Genomic DNA, 16943 nt, shown 5'->3' with positions numbered 1-16943 from the left:
GATGGGCCGCGAACCCGTATCGCCTGACCCGTTCAGGCACAATCCTCATCTTGTCTCTTGTCGCACGTTCCGGCGGGGAAGCGGAGCGGTTCGATGGGATCATGCACTAAAAAAAGCGCCGCGTGTCCCGCGGCGCTTTCGTGGTGTTTCCGGTGCTTGCGAACTAGGACTTCACGAGACCGACCGAGGTCAGGACTTCCTTGGTCTTGGCCTGCTCGTCCGACAGGTACTTCGCGAAGGCCGGGCCGGACATGTAGGCGTCGTCCCAGCCCTTGGCCTTCAGGAGCTCCTGCCATTCCTTGGTCTTGGCGAGCTTGTCGACGGTCTCGGTGAGGGTCTTGGTCTGCTCCGGGCTCAGGCCGGGAGGCGCCACGACCGCGCGCCAGTTGGCGATCTCCAGGTCGATGCCCTGGTCCTTGAGGGACGGGCCGTCGACATTCGGCAGCTTGCCGGGAGACGTCATGCCGATCAGGCGCAGCTTGCCGGCCTTGATCTGGCTCTCGAACTCTCCGTAGCCGGAGATGCCCGCCGTGACCTTGCCGCCGAGGATGGCCGCCAGGGCCTCGCCGCCGCCCGAGAACGGGATGTAGTTAATCTTGGTCGGGTCCGCGCCCGCCGCCTTGGCGAAGAGGGCCGCCGCGATGTGGTCGACGCCGCCCGCCGAGCCGCCCGCCCAGGTGACCTTGGCCGGATCGGCCTTCACGGCCGCGGCCAGCTCCTTGGCGTCCTTGATCGGCGAGTTCGCCGGAACCACGATGGCCTCGTACTCGGCCGTGATGCGGGCGATGGGGGTGACCTGGGCCAGGGTGACCGGCGAGTTGTTGGTGAGCAGCGCGCCGACCATCACGTAGCCCATCACCATGAGCTGGTTCGGGTCGCCCTTGGCGCCGTTGACGAATTGGGCGATGCCGATGGAGCCGCCCGCGCCGGGGACGTTGGTCACCTGCACGTTCTTCACGAGGCCGGACTGGGTGAAAGCCTGCTGCATGGAGCGGGCGGTCTGGTCCCAGCCGCCGCCGGGCGCCGCCGGGGCCATGATCTTCAGGTCGGACTGGGCCATGGCCGAGGTGGCCAGCGTCAGGGCCGCCGCCGTCAGGGCGCCGCGCCACAGACCTTTTGTGATCCGGGTCATCTTGTGTTTCCTCCTTGGAAAGGGTCGAGCTTTCTTAGCGCATCTGCGGCGAAACGGTAGAGGGGGCATCACCTCATGAGCCGCAATCCAGGCCTTTATAGACGTAAGACCTTCGCTTAAGACGCTCCCGTGAGCACCCTTTCCGAATCCACCTCGAAGCCCCTGGCGGGCGCCAGGGTCACGGACGCCCTCTGGCGGGCCTCCATGATTATCCTCGGCGTCATGCCGGTGGGCATGACGGTCGCGCATCGGTCGAGCCCGCTCTTCCTGGGCCTCGGCGCCGCCTTCGCGGTGGCGGCCCTGTGGAGCGAGGGAAGGCTCGGCGAGACCCTCCGGCGTGCCAACACATCTTTGCGATCACCGCTCGGTCTGGCAGTCGGCGCCCTCCTGGCCTGGAGCCTCCTGTCGGTGAGCTGGAGCGAGGTGCGGGAATTGTCCCTCGCCGCGGTGGGCGAGTTCTGGCTGCCGGTGGCCTTCGCGTTCGCGCTCTGCCTCGCGCTGCCCCGGCGCCTCACCGTCCAGGCTTTCTGGCTCCTCGTCGTTTCGGTCTGCCTGTCCCAGCTCCTCATGCTCATGGACCTGCGCTCCGACCTGGTCCTGCGCAAGGCGCTCGGCATGCGGGGGGACAGCTACATCTTCAACCGGACGAGCCTCACCCTCCTGGTGGTCCTGCCTGCCATCGCGGCCTGGTTCACGGGCCGGGTGCGGCCGGGCCGGATCCTGGCGTTCGCGCTGTTCGCCGTCGTCAGCCTCGCGATCGTCAATTCCGACAGCGGAGCGGGGGTGCTCGGCCTTGTCGTGGGGACGCTGACCCTGGCCCTCGCCTGGGTGGCGCCGGGCCTGACGTCTACTCTCGTGCGGGTCGCCTTCGTCGGGATGTTGGCCCTGGCGCCCGTCTTCGGGCCGCTCAGCGATGCCCTGATCTCGGATGGGGTTCACAAGAGCTTTTCCCGCAACCACTCCCGCGCCCGGGTCGACATCTGGCACAGCTTCGACGCGGCGATCCGGGTCCAGCCGGTCCTCGGCGCCGGGTTCGGGGCGAGCCCGCTCCTCCGCGAGACCTCCGTCACGGCCAAGGTCCCGGAGGAGAACCGGGTCCTGCTCGGCGTCGGGCACCCGCATAACGCGCCGATCCAGGTCTGGGTCGAGCTCGGAGCCGTCGGGGCTTTTCTGGTCGGCCTGATCGGCCTCCTGGCCATGCGCCGGATCGACGGGCTGCCCCGCGAAATCCGCGCCTTAAGTTTAGCTCTCGTCATGGCCATCTTGAGCGTGGGCATGGTGGGACACGGGGCGTGGCAGGGCTGGTGGGCCGCCGCCATCGGGGCCTCCATCGTGTGGATGAGAGCGGCCGGGACAAGGCCGCAGGAGACGGAATTATGAGCGCCTACGACGTCGATCTCTTCGTCATCGGAGCCGGTTCGGGCGGCGTACGCGCGGCCCGGATCGCGGCGGGCTACGGCGCCCGGGTGATGATCGCCGAGGAATACCGGGTCGGCGGCACCTGCGTGATCCGGGGCTGCGTGCCCAAGAAGCTCATGGTCTATGCCAGCCGCTTCGCCCACGAGTTCGAGGAAGCGGAAGGCTTCGGCTGGACCCTCGACGCGCCGAAATTCAACTGGGCAACCCTGATCCGCAACAAGAGCCTGGAGATCGACCGGCTCGAGGGGATCTACCGCGCCAACCTGGACAAGGCGGGCGTCGAGATCGTGGACAGCCACGCCGTGATCGAGGACCCGCACACGGTGCGGCTCACCCGGACCAACCGCACCGTCACGGCCCGCGTCATCCTGATCGCGGTGGGCGCCCACCCGACCATGGAGCCCGCCATCCCGGGCGGCGAGCTAGCCATTACGTCCAACGAGGTCTTCGAACTGCAGGAACTGCCTAAGCGCATCCTCGTGGTCGGCGGCGGCTATATCGCGGTGGAGTTCGCGGGCGTGTTCAACGGCTTAGGGTCCGAGACGACCCTTCTGCACCGGGGCGACAAGCTCCTGCGCGGCTTCGACGAGGATGTGCGCGACGCCCTGGGCGAGGCCTATGCGGCGCGGGGCATCCGCCTGGAACTTGGCAAGATGGTGACCCGCCTCGACAAGCGTCCGGACGGCATCGCCGCCACCCTGTCGGACGGGTCGGTATTGACCGTCGATCAGGTGCTCGTCGCCACCGGGCGGCGTCCCAATACGAGCGGCCTGGGCCTGGAAAACGCAGGCGTGGTCACCGACGAGGTCGGGGCCGTGGTGGTGGACGCCTATTCGCAGACCCTGATTCCGTCGATCTACGCGGTGGGCGACGTGACCAACCGGGCGAACCTCACCCCCATCGCCATCCGCGAAGGCCACGCCTTCGCCGACACCGTCTTCGGGGACAAGCCCACCATGGTCGAGCACGACCTGATCCCCACGGCGGTGTTCTCGACCCCCGAAATCGGCGTGATCGGCTGCAGCGAAGGGCTGGCGCGGGCCAATTACGGCGAGATCGACGTGTACAAGACCGCCTTCCGGCCCATGAAGGCGACGATATCGGGTTCGAAGGACCGGGTGCTCATGAAGCTCCTCGTCGACCGGGCCACCGACAAGGTGGTGGGCGTCCATATCGTCGGCCACGACGCGGGCGAGATGATCCAGCTCGCGGGCGTCGCCGTCACCATGGGGGCCACCAAGGCCGATTTCGACCGCACCGTGGCGGTGCACCCCACGGCCGCCGAGGAGCTCGTGACCATGCGGACGCCCTTCTTGGTGAAGACGCCGGTGGCGGTGGGTTAGTGTTCCGTCCGTTGACCGGCATCGCAAATTTTACTATATAACAGTATACTGATATTTGCTTAGGGAAAAACTAGCGGTTGTGATCTCGTGGCAGGTTTTTATGGTCGACATAAGTCAATTTATTCGTAGAGGGCTATGTACGGCTAAGGCGATCTTAAGTCGGGCGTTAGTCATAAAACTCGCATCAGCATTCCTTTTCCAACTGCCGTGGACGATTGTGATAGTAGATAGTTTTTTCGCCCAGCAGGCGTATTTAAAAAGAGGAATAGGCTTCTCTGATGGAAAATGTCATACTAATATAGATCTAAATTTCAGTATGCATCTATATATATTGATTGGATATATATTGATCTATATTGTTTCTATAGGTATATTATATCATATTAGAAGTATTAAGTTTTTTTTGGCCGCGTCTTTCGTCAGTTCTATTGTCTGCATGGCCGTTGCAGGCAGGCCTGTTTCATTTTTCTTATGTCGTGATATGTAGGTGGATCGGCGATGTCAGAATACAAGTTAAGCTTCGATGGATATCAAGTGAGCCTTCAGCAAAATGGCAGAGTCGTCGATAGTTGGAGTGCAGTTTCGGGTCGCCCAGGTTCTCAATCGCCAAGCGAAACCGCTCTGAAGGATGTTGGACCAATTCCAGAGGGGCAGTGGAGTTTCAACACTTCGGATATACAGACGGTTACTGGCCTGGATAACATAATCGGCAATATTGGTAAGTTGAGTGGCGTTACACTAGGCGAAAAATTTGGAGCGTGGTACGGAGGTACCGTATCATGGGGAGTCGAGCGAGCGTTCTTAACCCCATCTGCCACCACCAACACTTTTGGCCGCACCGGCTTTTCCGTTCACGGCGGTGATTGGTATGGCTCGGCGGGTTGTATTGATCTCGGGCATGAGGAAGTCGCGTTTTTCAGCAGAATTAGTTCACTCGGAATCAGTAACATCACTATCGATGTCAAATATGACAGGCAGTTATTGAGTAAGCCCCATCCACTGGCCGGGAAATTCGTCTGGGATCCGCGTCCGGTCGACTTTTGGGGGAGGCCACTCAATCACAACAACATGCCCGTCAATGGGGTAGACCAGAGGAACTGTTTTCTAGCCGATACGATGATCCTCATGGTGGACGGCACTGAAAAGCCTATTCAGGATATCAGAACTGGCGATGAGGTCATGGCTTTCGATCCCATCGCGGATAACGGTCTCACACGCAAAAAGGCGGCGCGAGTGCGTCGCACCTTCCAAAATGTAACCAACAAGGTTCTCAACCTGCGCGGTCTCCACATGACCCCAGGTCACCTCGTGCTTTCTGATCAGGGGGAATGGCTGAAGATCATTGATGTGCTTCGGCAGGATCGAATGATCGTCGAAGAGCGTCAGGGTGGGCCTGTGCTGGTGAGAGCGAGAACCGGAGCTGTGTGCGGCTCAGATGACGATGCTCCAATAACCGTTCTTTTCACCGATAAGGCTGGGGTCCCCCATAAGGCTGTCGTGCGGGCAGGAATAATCTGCACTGCCAAGAGGCGCTCCGATGGGTCGCTAGAAGGTTGGAGCCTCGCCAAAGTGTTGCGGCATCAAGGTTATACAATCCATTCAAACGGAGCCATCGAGAGTTCCAATGGGCATCGTTTCGAGGCGACACCCTGGCCTGATGGCACCCCGTTGGATGCTCCTTTTCAACAAGACTGGGTCGTTTCCCTAGATGGCAGATCCTTTGCGCCAACTTGGGTGGCAGAAATATTGGACCGCGAGCAGGCCGAGATCGCGGATGCGCCGGTCAGAACACCTTATGCAAATTTTATGACCCCGCCGAGCAAGCTTAACCGTCGCGAACGTCGAAAGCTGGCTGCTCGGAAACTTGTTTCCTGATCGGACAATCATAGCGCAAGATATTATTGCGTATACGGGTTGCCATCTGCGGCCTCGTTCGCACTCGCCTTTTCGCTTATGTCGTGTATAGAGGCCCGTTCGTGCCGTTTATTGCGGAGCACAAGAAACCATTTTCGACACGGGGGAGAGTGTCATGACCGCGCGGTGGACACCGAGCAGCTGGAGAGACAAGCCGATTCAGCAGGTTCCAGCCTATCCGGACCTTGAGGTGCTGAAGAACGTCGAGAAGGACCTCGCCGGATATCCGCCGCTGGTCTTCGCCGGTGAGGCGCGCAAGCTCAAGCGCACCCTGGCGAAGGTGGCGGCCGGGGAGGCGTTCCTGCTCCAGGGCGGCGATTGCGCCGAGAGCTTCGCGGAGCATTCCGCCGATAACATCCGCGATTTCTTCCGGCTTTTCCTCCAGATGGCCGTGGTGATGACGTTTGCCGGCGGCTCGCCCGTGGTGAAGGTCGGCCGTTCCGCGGGCCAGTTCGCCAAGCCGCGTTCCTCCGACACCGAGACCGTGAACGGCGTCGAGCTGCCGAGCTACCGGGGCGACATCATCAACGATATCGACTTCACGCCGGAATCGCGCATTCCCGACCCGCAGCGGCAGATCTCGGCCTACCGCCAGTCGGCCGCGACCCTCAATCTGATCCGCGCCTTCGCGACGGGCGGCTACGCCAATCTCGAGAACGCGCATCGCTGGATGCTGGGCTTCGTGAAGGACTCGCCCCAATCCTCGCGCTACAGCGAGCTGGCCGAGCGGATCACCGAATCCATCGCCTTCATGCGCGCCATCGGCATCGACCCCGAGACCCATCCGGAGATGCGCTCGACGGATTTCTACACCAGCCACGAGGCGCTGCTGCTGGGCTACGAGGAATCCATGACCCGCGTGGATTCCACCACGGGCGACTGGTACGCCACCTCCGGCCACATGCTCTGGATCGGCGACCGCACCCGCCAGCCGGACCATGCCCATGTGGAATACATGCGGGGCATCAAGAACCCGATCGGCCTGAAATGCGGCCCGTCGCTGAAGCCCGACGAACTCCTGAAGCTCATCGACCTCCTGAACCCGGAGAACGAGCCGGGCCGCCTGACCCTGATCTGCCGCTTCGGCGCCGATAAGGTGTTCGACCACCTGCCGGGCCTCGTGCGCGCCGTGAAGCGGGAAGGGCGCTCGGTCGTGTGGTCGAGCGACCCCATGCACGGCAACACCATCAAGGCGGCCTCGGGCTACAAGACCCGTCCGTTCGAGAGCGTGATGGGCGAGGTGCGCAACTTCTTCGCGGTCCACCAGGCCGAGGGGACCCATGCGGGCGGCATTCACCTGGAGATGACCGGCAAGAACGTGACGGAATGCACCGGCGGCGCCCGCGCGCTCACCGACGCGGATCTCATGGACCGCTACCACACCTATTGCGATCCGCGCCTCAACGCCGAGCAGGCCCTGGAAATCGCCTTCTTGACCTCGGAGCTGATCAAGCGCGAGAGCCAATCTCGTGGGCGCAAGGCCGCCGAAGCCGCCGAATAAAGCGAAATAGAAAAGGGCGCCCTCGGGCGCCCTTTGACTTTGTGGACCCTAGCCGATCAAGCTTTCGCGATCAGCTCAGGTAGCCCATGAAGAAGAGAATAAGAATAATCGGCAGGGGGATGCCGATGAGCCAGAGTAAGCCGCCCTTCATCATGTGTCGTCTCCTGTCTTTCGTGCGGGAACAACGAACTCGGCTGTTGGCGGTTCCGTATACCCAAGCTTTTTGACTCTTGCGCGAGTTTTGCTCGCGAAAATACGATCTCTCTGCTGTCATGGCCGGGCTTGACCCGGCCACCCACGTCCAGCGACCCAGCGACGCGGCCCGTGGGTGCCCGCATCAAGTGCGGGCATGACGGTGGAGAGCTTCGCGCTCTATCGGTGGGGCGACAGTTCCAGCCTCTCCACCCCCACCCCGCGCGCTTCGCGACTGAGGCCCCTACGAGCGGGAGGGCACGTCGCGCACCCATAAGGTTGACGGAACCCCGGCCTTCGCCCACAAGAACCCGCCTTGAGGCGCATGAGGGCGCCCGTCGCCCGAAACGCAGATTCCAGCCGCGATGCTCTTCAACTCGTTCGTCTTCCTGTTCGCCTTCCTGCCGGTCGCGCTGCTGACCCACTGGCTCGCCGAACGCTTCCGGCCCGAGTGGCGCCTGCCGCTGCTCGCGGTCCTGTCCTTCGTGTTCTACGGCTACTGGGACTGGCGCTTCATCCCGCTGCTGGCGGCATCCATCCTGGTAAACTGGCTCGTGGCCCAGGCCTTCATGCGGTCGGGGCGGGGCGTCCTGATCCCGGCCGCCATCGCGGCGAACCTCATCGTCCTGGCGATCTTCAAATATTTCAACTTCTTCGCCGACCTGGCGAACCTGATCCCCGGCCTGCACGCGCCGCGCTACGACATCGCTCTGCCGCTCGGCATCTCGTTCTTCTCGTTCCACCACATCATGTACCTGACGGACCTGAAGGCCGGCAAAGCGCCGCGCTACGATCTGGTCCGGTACGCGCTCTATATCGGCTTCTTTCCGCAGGTGCTGGCGGGTCCGCTGGTGCGGTGGAGCGAGATCATGCACCAGTTCGACGAGCGCCCCTACGAGCGCTCGGACGCGGCGGAGCGCTTCGCGCGCGGCCTGATGCTGCTGGTCGTCGGCCTCGCCAAGAAGGTGTTCATCGGCGACCAGCTCGCGGCCTACGTCAACCCAATCTTCCAGGCGGCGGATGCGGGCAACGCCGTGAGCTTCGTGGAGGCCTGGCAGGCCGCGCTCGGCTTCACGTTCCAGATCTATTTCGACTTTTCCGGCTACACCGACATGGCGCTGGGCCTCGCGCTGCTGTTCGGCATCGTGCTGCCGCAGAACTTCGACAGCCCGTACCGGTCGGTGTCGCTGCAGGATTTCTGGCGGCGGTGGCACATGACCCTGTCCCGCTTCCTGCGCGATTATCTCTACATCGCCATGGGCGGCAACCGGCGGGGCCTTGCGATCCAGCTCGGCGCGCTTTTCGCCACCATGACGCTGGGCGGCCTGTGGCACGGGGCAGGCCTGACCTTCGTGGCCTGGGGGGCGGCGCATGGGGCGGGACTCGCGCTCGGGGTCCTCTGGCGCAAGGCGGGCTTGCGCATGCCGGTGCTGGTCGGCTGGGCGCTCACTTTCGCGTTCGTGCTGCTCACCTGGGTGCTGTTCCGCGCCACCACCTTCGAGGGCGCTCTGCGGATCTACGAGGGGCTGTTCGGGCTCGGATCCTTCGGGGCCGGGTTCAAGTGGCGCGCCATCGCCATCGCGGCGGCGGTGGCGGTGATCGGCCCCACGGCCTGGGCCTTCGTGCACAAGCTGCCGCCGCGCCGCTGGATCGCGGTGCTGTTCGCGATCCTTTTCGTGATCGTCCTGTTCAAGATCGGCGATGATGCGAATTATGAGTTCATCTATTTCCAGTTCTGAACCAGTCCGCTCCCCATGGGGCGGCTTCGCGCTCACCCTCGTGGGAGTGGCGGTGGCGCTGCTCGTCGCGATCCTGGCCTTCGCCTACGCGGTCGATCCCTACGACACGGGCCGCTCGAGCCTGTTCGAGAAGGTGGGCGTGCGCCCGCAAGGGCCGCGCACGGCGGCGGCGAGCCGGGGGCGGGACGAGGCCTACAATGCTGCCATCTTCGGCAACTCGCACATCCAGCTCCTGTCGCCGGAGCGCCTGAAGCAATCGACGGGCCTCGATTTCGTGCAGCTCTCCGTGCCGGCCTCGGGCCCCAAGGAGCAACTCGTCCTGATCGACTGGTTCCTGCGGCACAGGGACAAGGCCCCGGAGGCCATCGTCATCAGTGCGGACGAGGAATGGTGCACGCTGGATCCGACCATGGCCAACAAGAAGCCGTTCCCGTTCTGGCTCTTCAGCGCCAACCCGTTGGACTATGCCCGCAACCTCCTGCGCTACGACATCCTGGAGGAGGTGCCCCGGCGCCTGGGCTACGTGTTCGGCGACGAGGAGAGGGCTCGTCCGGACGGCTACTGGAACTATGAGCCCGAGTACCGCAACCTGGGCTACGCGACGGACCCGACCTTACGCCAGCGGCTGGAGAAGCGACCCGAGAGCGACAGCCAAGTGCTCGACCAGGACCCGATGGCGGGCCAGCGCCACTTCCCGGCCGCCGACAGCCTGAAGGCCCTCGCCGGGTCGCTCCCGGCCCGGACGCGCCTCGTCGTGGTGTTCCCGCCGAACTATAAGAACTATCTGACCCTGCCCCGAACGGCCCGGGGATACCAGGACCAGGCCTGCAAGGCGGCGCTCCGCTCCGCTCTCGGGGATCGGCCACGGACGGCGCTCATCGACTGGCGGGTGGACAGGCCCGAGAACCGGGACCCGGACCTGTATTTCGACCTGACCCATTACAGGCTTCCCATCGCCCATCTGGTGGAGGCCGATATCGCGGGCGCGCTGAAGCAAATGCCCTAACGGCAGCCAAACCAGAGCCCGGCGTCTCGTTCTTTCGTCGGGGCAGGCGGGCAAGTGCTTAAAAAACAAGCGGGAAGCGCCTGCGGCGTGACCGGACCGCCACCGCAGGATCCGTTGTGGTCGGCCCCCAACCCATATATAGGGGCGCCACACTCCACGGGGATGAACGGCCTACATGACGAATACCGTAATCGAAGAAGGTTATCGTCCGACGGACGACGAACCCTTCATGAACGAGCGGCAGAAGGAATATTTCCGTCGCAAGCTGGTTCGGTGGAAGGGAGATATTCTCAAGGAAGCGCAGGAGACGCTGGCGGCCCTCCAAAGCGAGAACGAGAATCATCCCGATCTCGCCGACCGTGCCTCATCCGAAACCGACAGGGCCATCGAATTGCGGGCCCGCGACCGCCAGCGCAAGCTCATCGCCAAGATCGACTCGGCCCTCTCGCGGATCGACGACGGCTCGTACGGCTATTGCGAGGAAACCGGGGATCCGATCTCGCTCAAGCGTCTCGAGGCCCGCCCGATCGCCACCCTGTCCCTTGAGGCGCAGGAGCGCCATGAGCGCAACGAACGCGTCCACCGGGACGATTGACCGAAAGCTTTCCCGAGATGCGAAAAAGGGCTCCGGTTTGGAGCCCTTTTGCTTTTGGCGGGATTTTCCTTCGGAGGGATGCGGCCCGGATCAGGATTTCTCGCCCGGGCGGCCGAGGAGGCGCGCGAACTCGGCCTCGATCTCCTCCACCGAGAAGGGATCGCTCACGTCCTTGGCCGGCTCCGGAGCCGCTGCGGGCGTTACCGCGGGAGCCGGGGCCGGAGCGGCGGTTTTCGGCGGCTCCCCGGACGGACGGGAGCCATGGTCCTTGGCTTCCTCCGCAGGCCGGTCCGCGGCGGCGGGCTGGACCGGGAAGGGAGCGACGGTCGGACTCGGGGACGATTCGACCGGCTCGTCGCGCTCGGTCTCCACGTCGACCACCGGGTCCGGAGCGAGGAACGGCACGGGAGCTACCGGCTGGGCCGGGCGCTTCAGGGCTTGTTCGAGCTGCTTGGCCATGTCGGACAGGATGGCGGCGTCCGGAGCTGGCGGTTCCACGGGCGGGCGCACCGGGTCCGGCTGCACCGGAGGCGCGGGCGGAACTGGGCGCGGGGGCGGTGGCGACACGGGCCGGGGCGGCTCCGGACGGCGCTGCGGCTCGGGCGCATTCGGCGCAATGTCCGGGAAGACGGGTGCCGCCGAGGCCACCGGCTCGATCCGCGTCGGCTTCAGAAGCGGCTCGGGCTGGGGCGGCAGGATCGGGGCCGGGATGGGCGCGCTCACGGACGACACCGGCGCGAGTTCCTCGTGCGCGTCCGACTCCTCGGACGGGCGCTTGACGAAGGCGCCGAGCTGGGCGGCGAGCTGTGTCTCGATGGACGGGCGGCCCGGGGGCTCGACCTGCGGCCGGGGAGGGGCCTCGAGAACCGGCTCGGGCCGCTCCGCGACGGGCTCGTTCGGGCCCGCGGGCAGCCGCGCGCCCGGAACGCGGACGATGTTGGTCTCCACCACCACGTCATTGGGGCCGCCGACGAGCAGAAGGTGCTCGACATTGTCCCGGCGGAGCAGGATGAGCTGGCGCTGGCGGTCGAGGTCGTAAATGTCGACGATGCCGAGGCGCGGCTGGCGCGAGCGACCGCGATCCTGACCCGGCAAGAGGAGCCGCCCGCCGGTGAGGCGGCGCAGCACCCAGGCGAAGAGCAGGACAAGCGCCAGAATGATCGCAAAGGCGATGACGTACTGGGTCGCCCGCGAACCTTCTATTCCAAACTGAGACAACACGATGAACTCTCAAGCGTTGTGAGGCCCGGGACGGGCCACTTCTCACGACTGTTTTAACACATCGCCGTCGCACGGCGGACAAAGAGTTAATGAATGGTTAACGCAGTGCACTAGCAGTGGATAATGGATCCCCGAAAGACACTGTATTGATATCCGGTTTCACTCGTCGCCCGGCGTGGATATTCAGGCCGTTGCTTGATCTGTGCAGTTGGGGCAGCACTTCAAGACATGACGTTTGCGATTTGCGCCCTCGCCTGCGGGTGCTTCATCCTGAGGATCGGAAGCATAACGTTAAACATTGTGGCACTATTCTGGGGCGGGAGCGCGTGCACGAGGCCGGCGAGGAAAACTCGAGCCGCCGAGCGCTTGCTTGAGAGGACTTGAAGACTTCCATGGCTCACGAGGGCGACATCCCCACCGGCGGTGCGATCGAACGGACGGAGAGGTCCGGCCATATCGGCCTGGTCCTGCTGCTCGCCGCCCTGCTGGTCGGCGCGGTCCTGAGCCTGCGGTTCCTGGACACCGAGCAGGCGCAGCCCCTGATCCTCGCCCTGCTGGCGGTTTTCGCCATGGCGGGCGTGTTCTTCCTGTTCGCGGCTGCGGTCGGGGTCATCCATTTCGGCGGACAGACGGCCCGCAACGACATCACGAAGGCCATGGCCGACACGGCCGGCGAGGGGCTGATCGTCGTGGAGGACGACGGCCGAGTGATCTACGCCAACGAGGCTTACCTCACCCTGGCGGGTCCCGGCGGCGGCGACACCCGGCCGGTCGACCGTCTCTTCACGGGCGCCCCGGAGGTGTCCGAGGCCATCTATCGCCTCGCCCAGGCGGCCCGCGAGCACCGGAGCGGCGGCGAGGAGATCCGGCTGTCACCGTCCCTCGACGGGCGGCACGAGTTCGGCTGGTACCGGGTCCGGGTGCGTCCGCTCGGGCGCTCCGGCGGGCTCAAGGCGGCCCTGTGGTCCGTGGCCGAGGTCACCCACGAGCGCGAGCGCCAGGAGAACGTCTTCCAGGAACTCCAGCACGCCATCGACTATCTGGACCACGCACCGGCCGGCTTCCTGTCCATCGATCCTGGCGGGTCCATCGTGTACCTCAACGCGACCCTGGCGGCGTGGCTCGACTACGACCTTGCCCAGGTGGGCTCCGGCGGCCTGGCGTTGTCGGACATCGTGCCCCGCAACGTGGTTGCGATGATGTCGGGCTTCACGGGCGAGCCCGGCAGCGTGCGCACCGAGACGTTCGATCTCGACCTGCGCCGCCGCAACGGCCAATTCCAGCCTGTCCGGCTCTATCACCGGATCGCCTTCGGCCAGGACGGCCGCATGGGTCCCTCCCGCACCCTCGTTCTGAACCGCTCGCCGGGCGTCGAGGTGGACGAGGGCCAGCGCGCGGCGGAGGTCCGGTTCGCCCGGTTCTTCAACAACACGCCCATCGCCATCGCCACCGTCAACCGCGGGGGGCGCATGGTGCAGGCCAACGGGCCTTTCACCCGCCTGTTCGGACTGCCGCCCAGCACCGGTGAAGGCGAGGGGCCGGCGGTGGTGTCCGCGTTCCGGAGCGGGGAGGGCCCGACTGTCGAGGCGGCCCTCAAGGCCGCCGGTGAGGGCCGCAGCGATATCCAGCCCCTCGAGCTGCATGCCGCGGGGGAGGGCGAGAAGTCGGTGCGCGTCTGGGTGACGCCCGTGAGCGACGCGGATGCGGACGGCGAGGGGGCGATCCTCTACGCTCTCGACACGACGGATTTCCGCCGGGTCGAGGAACAGCTCGCCCAGTCCCAGAAGATGAACGCGGTCGGCCAGCTCGCAGGCGGCGTGGCGCACGATTTCAACAACGTGCTCCAGGCGATCATCGGCTACAGCGACCTGCTGCTGACGAACCACCGCCCCACCGATCCGTCCTTCCAGGACATCATGCAGATCAAGCAGAACGCCAACCGGGCCGCGAGCCTCGTGCGCCAGCTGCTCGCCTTCTCGCGCCGCCAGACCCTGCGGCCGGAGGTGCTCAACCTCAACGACCGGCTCTACGACCTCTCCATGCTGCTCAAGCGCCTGCTGGGCGAGCGGGTGGAGCTGAACCTCAACCACGGCCGTGACCTGTGGTTCGTGAAGGCGGACGTGAACCAGTTCGAGCAGGTGATCGTCAACCTCGCGGTGAATGCCCGCGACGCTATGCCGGGCGGCGGCAAGCTGGCGATCCGCACCGCCAACGTCCCGGCCCCGGAGGCGGCCCGCCTCAACGTGAGCGGCATGCCCCCGGCCGAATACGTTCTCGTGGAGGTCTCCGACACGGGCAGCGGCATGTCCGCCGAGGTGCTGGAGAAGATCTTCGAGCCGTTCTTCACCACCAAGGAAGTGGGGAAGGGCACGGGCCTCGGCCTGTCGACGGTCTTCGGCATCATCAAGCAGTCCGGGGGCTTCATCGACGTGGACTCGCGCCTGGGACACGGCACGGTCTTCCGGATCTACCTGCCGCGCCACATCCCCGAGGAAGTGGCCGAGCCCGAGGAGGTGAAGGCCGAGACGGTCAAGAAGCCCGCCGCCGACATGACGGGCCAGGGCACCATCCTGCTGGTGGAGGACGAGGATCCGGTGCGCGCCGTGAACGCCCGCGCCCTCTCGGCGCGGGGCTACACGGTGCTGGAGGCCGCCTCCGGCGTCGAAGCCCTGGAGGTCATGGAGGAGCGGGGCGCGGCGGTGGACCTCGTGGTGTCCGACGTGGTCATGCCGGAGATGGACGGTCCGACCCTCCTGGGCGAACTGCGCAAGATCTACCCCGACCTGAGGGTGATCTTCGTGTCGGGCTATGCCGAGGACGCGTTCAAGAAGAACCTGCCGGAGGGGGAGGAGTTCAACTTCCTGCCCAAGCCCTTCAGCCTGCGCCAGCTGGTCGAGACGGTGAAACAGGTCATCGGCAAGTAGGGGCCGCGCCCGGCTCCGGATCGCCGGACGCCACCCTCGACTCGGCCAGGCGGGAAACGATAACCTTGTATCGGTCGAGAGATGGCGAGGTGGGTTATGAGACGCGATGCCTGCAAAAATCTCCCTCCGGAGAAACGCGTCCTCGGCCCGATTTTGGGCGCCATCACGGCCTCGGGTCTCTGGTTCATGCCGGCGCAGGCCAAGATCGCTCCAAGCCCGGAGACCTGCCGCGCAACCCTCAAGGCCTTCATGGCCAACGACGTGGATGCGGCCGTCACGCCCCTCGACCCGGATCCCCCAGAGGCGGAGAACGCCCGCACGATGGCGGCCCGTCTCACCGACGCCATCCAGGGATATTTCAAGGACAAGTCTCCCAGGCTGGAACGGACCCTGCCGGACATCGACGTCGAAGGACACGCGACGGCCGTCCAAATCTGGAGCTTCGGCGATCGAGAAGTGTATTTCGTGGGATGTCTGATGCGGCAGGAATCCGGCAATACGGGCATCCATTTCCAGGCCAATCCGTCGATGGACGAGGTGGTCAAAAAGCTGAAGGCGAGCCTGACTGCGAACAAGTCCTGAGCAGGTATTCCAGGCGCCGCCGGCCATGCCCAAAGGGAAGCTAACGAGCCGCTCTCGTAAACAGTTAAGATACTATAAATAAACGGAAAAACAGGTGCGGCAATTGGGCCGCCGTCCTTATCCACATTTTACGGGGCGAGAACGAAGAAGGAACTTGCGCATCGGAACAAAAAGAGTACATACATTGTCTCAACAGCTCCCGTTGAGATTCACAAGCACCCCGTGCCATAAGGAAGCCTGGTCATGTCTCAGTCCTCTTTGCGACTGGTGGAAAGCTCATCCATGGATAAAGATAAGTCGAAAGCCCTCGACGCGGCGCTCTCCCAGATCGAGCGCAGCTTCGGCAAGGGCTCGATCATGCGGCTCGGCAAGGGTCAGAAGCCTTTGGAGATCGAAGTGGTCTCGACGGGATCGCTGGGCCTCGACATCGCGCTCGGCGTCGGCGGTCTTCCCCGCGGCCGCGTGGTCGAAATCTACGGCCCTGAATCGTCGGGCAAGACGACCTTGGCCCTCCACACCATCGCCGAAGCCCAGAAGAAGGGTGGCGTCTGCGCCTTCGTGGATGCGGAGCACGCCCTCGATCCCGTCTATGCCCGCAAGCTCGGCGTCAATCTGGACGACCTGCTGATCTCCCAGCCCGATACGGGCGAGCAGGCCCTGGAAATCTGCGACACGTTGGTGCGCTCGGGCGCCATCGACGTGCTCGTCGTGGATTCGGTGGCGGCGCTGACGCCGAAGGCCGAGCTCGACGGCGAGATGGGCGACGTGCAGCCGGGCCTCCAGGCGCGCCTCATGAGCCAGGCCCTGCGCAAGCTCACCGGTTCGATCTCCCGGTCGAACACCATGGTGATCTTCATCAACCAGATCCGCATGAAGATCGGCGTCATGTATGGCTCGCCGGAGACCACGACAGGCGGCAACGCCCTGAAGTTCTACGCCTCCGTGCGCCTCGACATCCGCCGTGTCTCGACCCTCAAGGACCGGGACGACCCGATCGGCAACTCGGTGCGCGTCAAGGTCGTGAAGAACAAGGTGGCACCGCCTTTCAAGCAGGTCGAGTTCGACATCATGTTCGGCGAAGGCGTCTCGAAGGTGGGCGAGCTCATCGATCTGGGCGTCAAGGCCGGCATCGTCGAGAAGTCCGGCGCCTGGTTCTCCTACGACAGCCAGCGCCTGGGCCAAGGCCGCGAGAACTCCAAGCAGTTCCTGCGCGACAACCCCGACGTGGCGAACAAGATCGAAGGCCAGATCCGGCAGAACTCCGGCCTGCTCGCCGACCGCATCCTCGAAGAAGCCACCCCCACGGCCGAGGATCTGGACGAGGGCTCCGCGGAATAATGCACCGCCCGGATGAGCCGCAGTCGGTTCTCCGACA

At 64.6% G+C, this 16943-nt stretch carries 12 protein-coding genes; 10 read left to right on the top strand and 2 right to left on the bottom strand.

Annotated elements, in window-relative coordinates:
- Positions 1–163: 163 nt before the first annotated feature.
- Entirely contained in the window at positions 164–1132 is a 969-nt protein-coding gene (locus ILT42_RS11530; RefSeq protein WP_204215742.1) for a Bug family tripartite tricarboxylate transporter substrate binding protein, read from the bottom strand.
- Between the two features lie 129 nt (positions 1133–1261).
- On the opposite strand from ILT42_RS11530, the gene ILT42_RS23205 reads away from it, so the two are divergent.
- The 7 genes from ILT42_RS23205 (at position 1262) to dksA (ending at position 10841) form a co-directional block, all read left to right on the top strand.
- On the top strand, positions 1262–2512 hold the full coding sequence (locus tag ILT42_RS23205; RefSeq protein WP_204215741.1) for an O-antigen ligase family protein: 1251 nt from the start codon (positions 1262–1264) through the stop codon (positions 2510–2512).
- On the top strand, positions 2509–3894 hold the full coding sequence (gene gor / locus ILT42_RS11520) for a glutathione-disulfide reductase (RefSeq protein ID WP_204215740.1): 1386 nt from the start codon (positions 2509–2511) through the stop codon (positions 3892–3894). Before ILT42_RS23205 ends, gor begins: the two co-directional genes overlap by 4 nt.
- A gap of 498 nt (positions 3895–4392) precedes the next feature.
- A complete protein-coding gene (locus ILT42_RS11515) occupies positions 4393–5769 on the top strand; it encodes a Hint domain-containing protein (RefSeq protein ID WP_204215739.1) in 1377 nt (458 codons plus the stop codon).
- A 154-nt stretch (positions 5770–5923) separates the two neighbouring features.
- Positions 5924–7309 carry a class II 3-deoxy-7-phosphoheptulonate synthase gene (locus ILT42_RS11510; RefSeq protein ID WP_204215738.1) on the top strand — a complete coding sequence of 462 codons (1386 nt, stop codon included), beginning with the start codon at positions 5924–5926 and terminating at the stop codon, positions 7307–7309.
- A 557-nt stretch (positions 7310–7866) separates the two neighbouring features.
- Positions 7867–9240, top strand: coding sequence for an MBOAT family O-acyltransferase (locus ILT42_RS11505; protein WP_204215737.1), 1374 nt, complete (start codon positions 7867–7869; stop codon positions 9238–9240).
- Positions 9215–10246 carry a hypothetical protein gene (locus ILT42_RS11500; RefSeq protein WP_204215736.1) on the top strand — a complete coding sequence of 344 codons (1032 nt, stop codon included), beginning with the start codon at positions 9215–9217 and terminating at the stop codon, positions 10244–10246. Before ILT42_RS11505 ends, ILT42_RS11500 begins: the two co-directional genes overlap by 26 nt.
- A 175-nt stretch (positions 10247–10421) precedes the next feature.
- Positions 10422–10841 carry an RNA polymerase-binding protein DksA gene (gene dksA, locus ILT42_RS11495; RefSeq protein WP_204215735.1) on the top strand — a complete coding sequence of 140 codons (420 nt, stop codon included), beginning with the start codon at positions 10422–10424 and terminating at the stop codon, positions 10839–10841.
- 90 nt (positions 10842–10931) lie between these two features.
- Here the strand turns inward: dksA and ILT42_RS23080 are convergent, their stop codons facing one another.
- Positions 10932–12062 (bottom strand): flagellar biosynthetic protein FliO, encoded by a 1131-nt coding sequence (locus tag ILT42_RS23080; RefSeq protein WP_204215734.1) that lies wholly within the window; start codon positions 12060–12062, stop codon positions 10932–10934.
- Between the two features lie 392 nt (positions 12063–12454).
- Between ILT42_RS23080 and cckA the strand changes: the two genes are divergently transcribed.
- The 3 genes from cckA to recA all read left to right on the top strand — a co-directional run bounded on the left by cckA (position 12455) and on the right by recA (position 16906).
- Entirely contained in the window at positions 12455–14986 is a 2532-nt protein-coding gene (cckA, locus tag ILT42_RS11485) for a cell cycle histidine kinase CckA (protein WP_204215733.1), read from the top strand.
- Positions 14987–15082: 96 nt separating this feature from the next.
- Complete coding sequence (locus ILT42_RS11480; protein ID WP_204215732.1) at positions 15083–15568, top strand: hypothetical protein; 486 nt, start codon at positions 15083–15085, stop codon at positions 15566–15568.
- Positions 15569–15811: 243 nt separating this feature from the next.
- Complete coding sequence (gene recA / locus ILT42_RS11475; protein WP_324617729.1) at positions 15812–16906, top strand: recombinase RecA; 1095 nt, start codon at positions 15812–15814, stop codon at positions 16904–16906.
- The last annotated feature ends 37 nt before the right edge of the window (positions 16907–16943 follow it).

The organism is Microvirga pudoricolor (assembly GCF_016892705.1).
Classification (GTDB): domain Bacteria; phylum Pseudomonadota; class Alphaproteobacteria; order Rhizobiales; family Beijerinckiaceae; genus Microvirga; species Microvirga pudoricolor.
The sequence above is the reverse complement of the archived record's forward strand: the minus strand, read 5'-3'. Positions and strand labels throughout refer to the sequence as shown.

Coding starts and splice junctions, on each gene's coding strand:
- recA (WP_324617729.1), top strand. CDS start 15,812: ATGTCTCAGTCCTCTTTGCGACTGGTGGAAAGCTCATCCATGGATAAA.
- gor (WP_204215740.1), top strand. CDS start 2,509: ATGAGCGCCTACGACGTCGATCTCTTCGTCATCGGAGCCGGTTCGGGC.
- dksA (WP_204215735.1), top strand. CDS start 10,422: ATGACGAATACCGTAATCGAAGAAGGTTATCGTCCGACGGACGACGAA.
- ILT42_RS11500 (WP_204215736.1), top strand. CDS start 9,215: ATGAGTTCATCTATTTCCAGTTCTGAACCAGTCCGCTCCCCATGGGGC.
- ILT42_RS11530 (WP_204215742.1), bottom strand. CDS start 1,132: ATGACCCGGATCACAAAAGGTCTGTGGCGCGGCGCCCTGACGGCGGCG.
- ILT42_RS11505 (WP_204215737.1), top strand. CDS start 7,867: ATGCTCTTCAACTCGTTCGTCTTCCTGTTCGCCTTCCTGCCGGTCGCG.
- cckA (WP_204215733.1), top strand. CDS start 12,455: ATGGCTCACGAGGGCGACATCCCCACCGGCGGTGCGATCGAACGGACG.
- ILT42_RS11515 (WP_204215739.1), top strand. CDS start 4,393: ATGTCAGAATACAAGTTAAGCTTCGATGGATATCAAGTGAGCCTTCAG.
- ILT42_RS11480 (WP_204215732.1), top strand. CDS start 15,083: ATGAGACGCGATGCCTGCAAAAATCTCCCTCCGGAGAAACGCGTCCTC.
- ILT42_RS11510 (WP_204215738.1), top strand. CDS start 5,924: ATGACCGCGCGGTGGACACCGAGCAGCTGGAGAGACAAGCCGATTCAG.